A 4206-nucleotide genomic window follows, 5' to 3' on the forward strand; every position below is an offset into this window, starting at 1 on the left:
ACTGCTCTACCATAGCCATAAGCACATATCTTATCCTATTCGGACTATTGCGAGAAGTGCTATAACTACGCAATACACACATTTGATCATCTGGCCTAAATGACCCTTGGAGTAACCCGTAACTGTGTAGTTGTTGAATCCATTGACAATCTTGCACATCTGATTTTCTCCCAGGTACATTTTTAACATGTTTTGCGTTTACCAGTTTTACTTCAAATCCGTGTGATTCAAGTACTTGAAACAAAGGAATCCAGTACACTCCTGTTGACTCCATGGCTACTGTATTAACTTTACATTTTTTCAACCATTTTGCTATGTTGCAGAGATCTTCGGTAAAGCAGCTAAATTTTTGTATACGTTCTTCATCGCTTCCTTCGTGTACACATACATAATGTACAGCCGATCCAACATCGATTCCTGCTGCATTAGGATTCGTTATCTCTAATTTATAGCACTTCTCGCAATAGTCCGAATAGGATAAGATATGTGCTGATGGCTATGGTAGAGCAGTAGCATATTATGATCTGTTCGGATTATTGTAAAAAGAGCTATACTTTTGACCTTTGCCATTTTTAATCTCCATTATATAATAATCCATAGTTGAGAAGTGCTTAGCTTGGGACGTTTGAGTTATACATTCTTCTAATCGAGGTAGCACAAAAGGCTCCATCAGTGATTCGACCGTTCCCCCAAAGCCACGCTGTTCTACGGGCACTTAAGGCACCATTGCACAGTTCGGCTATAACTGCAAAAAACTCTTCTCTACAAAATTATATATAAAATTTGCTATACACTCAGCTAGGAAGTTTCTTTTTGGTTTGACAGGTTTTATCTGTCCTGCGCTGTTCTGTAACATCAGCCAAAATCTTCAGTATTTTTTCTGGCGTCATACTTCTATCTTTTGTTATAGTCACTTTTTTGGCGAGTAATGTCTCTATTCTCTTAAGTAACCTACATACATTTGCGTTGTGCACATTGAATAGGCATCCTAAAAATCTATGTGTTATGTAAGTGCGATAGTACAAAATTACGCAAAACAACTTATCTTCCAGAGTTGGTAGTTTTGATCTTCTACCATGACACTTTTTCTGTTTTTCAAGTTTTTTCCATCCAGACCTCACTTTTTCTACTACTTTTTCGAACTCCTCTATACTTAAACCTGTTATATTACGAAAGTTTCTTGGGTGTTTTTTCATATTATAGTAACTAAAGCTCATTTTTTTTCCTTACTTGATCTGCTTATTCTTCTTCTACCTCTCTCACATCATTTTTTCAATCACCTTTTGCAGCAGGTCTAATCAAATTTCTTATCTTGCGGTTTTATTTGCAATATTGCTACCACACTGACCAACAAGCAGAAGACTATATAAAGCCCAGCAGCAAGGTTTGTTTGAGGAAATGTTACAGTCAACCAAATACAAACCATAGGAGTAAATCCTCCATGTAACGCATAAGAGATATTGCGTGATAAGCTCACACCACTAAATCTAACATTGGTAGGAAAGAGTTCAGATGCAACTATTCCTATAGGATTTATACCCCTTTCTATTATAGAAAGAGCCATTACACTAAGCATAATTATAAGATAACTTTTATAGTAGTATGCAGTAGATAACACAGGACAACACAGTACCATTGTGATCACTGTAAATAAGATTGCAGTGCGCTCTTTTCCTACTTTATCAGCTAACATTCCGAGCGCTATTGAAGATACCGGCATTAATATACTGGTTATAATGAGCACAATTTCATTGACATATGTTGTTACATACGTCTCAACCGACACTATTTCTTTTGCAATTGTTCGAAGAAATATGGTAAATCCAACAGCAACATTAACAGGTACAGATACTAAAACGGCAAGTAACAGAGCTCTCTTGTAGCGTTTTATAAGCTCTATTATTGGCAAATCAGATAAATTCCTTTGTTTTCGACTTTCTTCATATGCTGGAGTTTCTCCTAATGTGTATACACTATATGCGCTGATTAACCCCAAAACAAATGAAAAAGTAAACGGCAACCTCCAACCCCAAGCGTTAAAATCAGTGTTTTTTTTGCAGATGATCACTACAATCACAGAGAGCAAGATGCCAATGGAGCGACCAAAACTTATTATTCCAAAAAACATTCCTAGTTTTTTCTTATTAGGTAAATGCTCTATGAGATAAACAGAACTGCCTCCTTGTTCAGCGCCAAGCGCAATCCCTTGTGTCACATGGATTGCAAGAAGCAATATAGTGGAGGTTATACCTATTTTACTATAACCTGGAATAAACGCAACGAGACTAGACGGAATCGATATTAGCAAGATAGCGATTGTTAATGCCATTCTCCTTCCATACCTGTCACCAATGTGACCAAATATGAATGCGCCAAGTGGCCTTACCATAGCGCCCAGTCCTGCAATTCCAAACAATTGCAGTATGCTGTAGTAAACATCTTTTGCACAACAAAACTCTCTACTAATTATGTTAACCAGATCGATAAAGAGCATATGGTCATACCATATTGCGATTCTGGAGAGAATAGCTGATATCAACACCCTTGTTTGCACTAAATTCAATTCGTAAATGTTTGCTTATTCTATTCTGGCTGCTTTTTGGGATTTTGCAACCTAAGGTGTGGGTTGACTTTTTTATTATGGTGTGTGAAACTAAAATGTTATTAACATAGGGACAAAGTTATGGTGGGTGTAATTTATTTAGCGTGCTAGGCGTGGCAGCAATAATAGGAGCTATAATAGGCACTTTAATAGGTCTCTTACTAAGTTTCACTAGTCTTTCACCTCTGATAACAGGCGGAACTGTTGGAGCCATCTATGTAGTGCCATTAATTGCAGCTTTCATAACAATTCTTTTGTATCCAATTCCATATGAGCGTCATAGCGGGTTAACATTAAAAGAAACTGCGTGTCTAGCTGGCGTGTTTATTGGAAGTGTTGCAGCCGGAGTTGGCCTTGTTGCATGTGGCTTGACTCCAATAATTAAAGTAGATTCTTTATCGTCTTTATCAACTACAGTTAGTTCTTTGTTAGCTATGGGAGCTACAATACCAGTACTTCTGATTGCAACTGCAATTGGAGTAGCTATTGTAATCGAGCTTGCTGAGCAAGCTAAGGAGTACATATCAGGTAAAATAATGCAAGCAGAAAAAGAACCTGTGACTGATATACATGAAGAACCAGGCTCTAAAATGGAAGAAACAGAAGAAGAAAAGACTGCTGGAAATGGGTGGAAAGTACCTACGTAAACTGCTTTTTTTATTGAAAAATTTAGAAAGATGTTGTAAAATTGTTATAGTAATAGATTTTGGTAAAACATATGGCAGATTCAGGTATTAACATTAGCGAAAAAGTTTTAAAGAATCTTACTCGCTTGGCTAAAGTGAAAAACCAATCAGTTCAAGAGCTAGCAGAGGGGTTTATACAAGAAGCGATTGAGCATGAGGAAGATATAGCGATAGTCAAACTCGCTATCCAACGTGACACCAGAAATGCAAAATTCATCAGGCATGAAGACATCAACTGGGGATAAGTACCTAATCTGTTATTATGAGGAAAATGTAGTTCACGAAGATATTCCAAGTCACACTGCCATTAAGTTAAGGAAAAAAGATAGATTTTATGGGATAATGATTTATAACAATAAGTTTAAAGGTAGTATGAGTAAAAAAGGCAGTAATAAAATTTATTCAAAATGAATTGGCAAGTCTAGAATTTATAGAATCCCATAAATCATCTTCAAAAGATTTTATGAGAAAGAGGAAGTTATCTTTTATTGACATATTTATCTTAATTTTAAGAAAAAGTGTAAAGTCGCTGCAAGTGATACTAAACGAATTTATTTTATATAGGAAAAAAGACTATACCGTTACTGCTAGTGCTTTTAGTCAAGCAAGAAAAAAAATGAAACACAGTGCATTTTCAGAAATTAACGAAGGTGTGGTTTCCTTGTACTACCAAGACCAAAAATTTAAAACTTGTTTTGGCTTTAGAGTGTTAGCTCTTGATGCCTCCAAAATCATTTTACCAACAAGCGTTGAAATAAAAAATGAATTTGGCTCAAGAAAAATACGTAACCAAAAACCAAAAGATTTAGGTGATTATGCAAGTGCAACCTTTGCGGTTTGTTAAGATGTGCTAAATAATGTTGCCATAAGGTCAGTGTTAGATAGAGGTATAGCTCTTTTTACAATAATCCGAACAGA

The 4206-nt window shown here is 36.1% G+C and carries 5 protein-coding genes and 2 pseudogenes; 3 read left to right on the top strand and 4 right to left on the bottom strand.

What is annotated here, in order from left to right; all coding sequences use genetic code 11:
* From OZD68_RS05620 to OZD68_RS05635, 4 genes and pseudogenes are all read right to left on the bottom strand, one after another.
* Positions 1-484 (bottom strand): IS110 family transposase (locus OZD68_RS05620; protein WP_275009222.1); only part of this gene is annotated, 484 nt, incomplete at its 3' end.
* Positions 442-570, bottom strand: coding sequence for a hypothetical protein (locus OZD68_RS05625; RefSeq protein ID WP_259366037.1), 129 nt, complete (start codon positions 568-570; stop codon positions 442-444). The genes OZD68_RS05625 and OZD68_RS05620, both read right to left, overlap by 43 nt.
* Before the next feature lie 236 nt (positions 571-806).
* Positions 807-1217 (bottom strand): annotated as a pseudogene (locus OZD68_RS05630) (helix-turn-helix domain-containing protein); the annotation flags it as partial.
* A 77-nt stretch (positions 1218-1294) separates the two neighbouring features.
* Positions 1295-2554 carry an MFS transporter gene (locus OZD68_RS05635; protein ID WP_375138387.1) on the bottom strand — a complete coding sequence of 420 codons (1260 nt, stop codon included), beginning with the start codon at positions 2552-2554 and terminating at the stop codon, positions 1295-1297.
* 161 nt (positions 2555-2715) lie between these two features.
* Between OZD68_RS05635 and OZD68_RS05640 the strand changes: the two genes are divergently transcribed.
* The 3 genes and pseudogenes from OZD68_RS05640 to OZD68_RS05650 all read left to right on the top strand — a co-directional run.
* Positions 2716-3249 (top strand): hypothetical protein, encoded by a 534-nt coding sequence (locus tag OZD68_RS05640; protein WP_182309555.1) that lies wholly within the window; start codon positions 2716-2718, stop codon positions 3247-3249.
* A gap of 71 nt (positions 3250-3320) precedes the next feature.
* Positions 3321-3533: a hypothetical protein gene (locus OZD68_RS05645; RefSeq protein WP_065094866.1), complete on the top strand. Its 213-nt coding sequence runs from the start codon at positions 3321-3323 to the stop codon at positions 3531-3533.
* A 146-nt stretch (positions 3534-3679) separates the two neighbouring features.
* A pseudogene (locus OZD68_RS05650) lies at positions 3680-4129 on the top strand (transposase); the annotation flags it as partial.
* Between the last annotated feature and the right edge of the window lie 77 nt (positions 4130-4206).

The organism is Wolbachia endosymbiont of Drosophila bicornuta (assembly GCF_028982105.1).
In the GTDB taxonomy this organism is placed as follows: Bacteria; Pseudomonadota; Alphaproteobacteria; order Rickettsiales; family Anaplasmataceae; genus Wolbachia; species Wolbachia pipientis.

What these genes read in the sequence shown, in the direction of transcription:
- OZD68_RS05625 (WP_259366037.1), bottom strand. Translation starts at nt 570, where the DNA reads ATGGCAAAGGTCAAAAGTATAGCTCTTTTTACAATAATCCGAACAGAT.
- OZD68_RS05645 (WP_065094866.1), top strand. Translation starts at nt 3,321, where the DNA reads ATGGCAGATTCAGGTATTAACATTAGCGAAAAAGTTTTAAAGAATCTT.